1 protein-coding gene is annotated in these 1781 nt (G+C 35.4%); it reads left to right on the top strand.

Annotation, left to right across the window (positions count from 1 at the left end):
• Window positions 1-253: 253 nt before the first annotated feature.
• Window positions 254-1273 carry an IS110 family transposase gene (locus tag D0T84_RS22115; protein WP_163310079.1) on the top strand — a complete coding sequence of 340 codons (1020 nt, stop codon included), beginning with the start codon at window positions 254-256 and terminating at the stop codon, window positions 1271-1273.
• The last annotated feature ends 508 nt before the right edge of the window (window positions 1274-1781 follow it).

The following is a 1781-nucleotide window of genomic DNA, read 5'->3' as shown; positions in this document are numbered from 1 at the left end:
GCAGAGAAGTAGAAATAATAGAAGTTCCAAGATAAACTGGCAGTTCACGAATGATAAGGCCAGAATTAAATTAAAAAAACTTTATCCGACAATATCAGATTGACATGACACTAGTCATATAGACTATTTCGTGAATCAGACCCTGGACAATCAGGCTGTAAGAGACCATATAGAATTCTGATTAATAAATCATTAAGAGTTTTGGTACAATCCAGCCGTCGGTTAATTCCTTCATAAAGTGACAGCTAAAGTTATGAAAAAAGTCTTTATCGGAGTTGATTTCTCCAAACTAAAATTCGATGCAGTATTACTCATACAAGGTAATAAAGCCAGAAGTATTCACCATATCTTTGACAATGAAGCCTTAGGGTATAAAGAATTTGTCAAATGGATTAAAAGCAACACCTCCATTCCCAAAAAGCAATGGTTGATTTGCGGGGAACATACAGGCCTTTACTCTCTGAATTTAACTAAATATCTGAATCAAACAGGTATTGATATCTGGCTGGAAAATCCTTTGCAAATCAAGCGTTCAATGGGTATCAAGCGTGGTAAGACCGATAAAGTGGATGCTTTACATATAGCCTTATACGCATATCGATTCCAGGATAGGGCCATCTCCACAAAGCTGAAGAGTGATGTTCTGGATCAAATAAAAGACTTACAAGCCTACCGCAAACGGTTGGTAAACTGCAGGGTAGCTCTTGAGGTATCATCCAAAGAGTTAGCCGCTGTAAAGAATGACTCTTCTACTGACTTTATTGTTGCTGACAGCCAGATACATATACAGTTAATTAATGCTAAGCTGAAGGAAATAAACAAGAAAATTAAAGCTTTAATAACCTGTCACCAGGACCTTTTCCTAAACTATAAATTGTTAACATCGATAAAGGGTATTGGACCGGAGAATGCCATAATGGTACTTGTGCTTACCGGTAATTTTACTCTCTTTAATGACCCTCGAAAATTTGGGTGCTATAGTGGGGTTGTTCCTTTCTCCCACTCATCAGGATCCAGCATTAAGTCAAAAGATAAAGTCAGTGAGCTGGCTAACAAAAAAATGAAAACTTTACTTACTGAGGCTGTGCGCGCTGCCATTAGGTATGACAAAAATATCAATGATTATTATATCAGAAAACTACAAGATGGTAAAGATCGCTTTTTGGTGTTGAACAACGTCCGAAATAAACTTATACATAGAATGTTTGCTGTCGTTAAAAACAAAACTCCATACAACCCGCAATATGAACAATCCAACAACAATTTCGCTTAAATATTTTATTTTTCTTTGGGAACCTCCCCCCCACCTTTAAAAGGGGGAGTTCTTAAAGAAAATAGAATGGATAACTAATTTTTACGGCTATTTTATTTGTTTTAAACATAGAATTCAGGTTTTTCGCTGTTTTTATTTGTTACTTTTCTTCTTTTAAACGAACTCATATTATAATAGATAAATAATCCTGCCAATGATGACAGTGACAGGATTATTTATTTCTATTATTTTAGCCCGACGCAGGCGGAGTCTACGCCAAATGATGATATATTATTACCCCGATTATTTAACTTTTATCGGTAAAATATCTTCTTTATAGTTATTTGGTTTTTCTTCTATATGTTTAAACTTATACCAATTTTTTACATTTTCGAGGTCTATTACTCTTAATTGATGATTGAAATAAGATAACCTGCATAATCCGGAGCATCCCCACCCAGTAATCCGGTTCTAAATCCATTAGAAATCGGTTCTAAAAATCTGCCATTCCGGCAGATATCCACCCAAA

The organism is Dysgonomonas sp. 521 (assembly GCF_010501055.1).
Taxonomy (GTDB): domain Bacteria; phylum Bacteroidota; class Bacteroidia; order Bacteroidales; family Dysgonomonadaceae; genus Dysgonomonas.
This window is presented reverse-complemented; position numbering and strand designations above follow the sequence as displayed.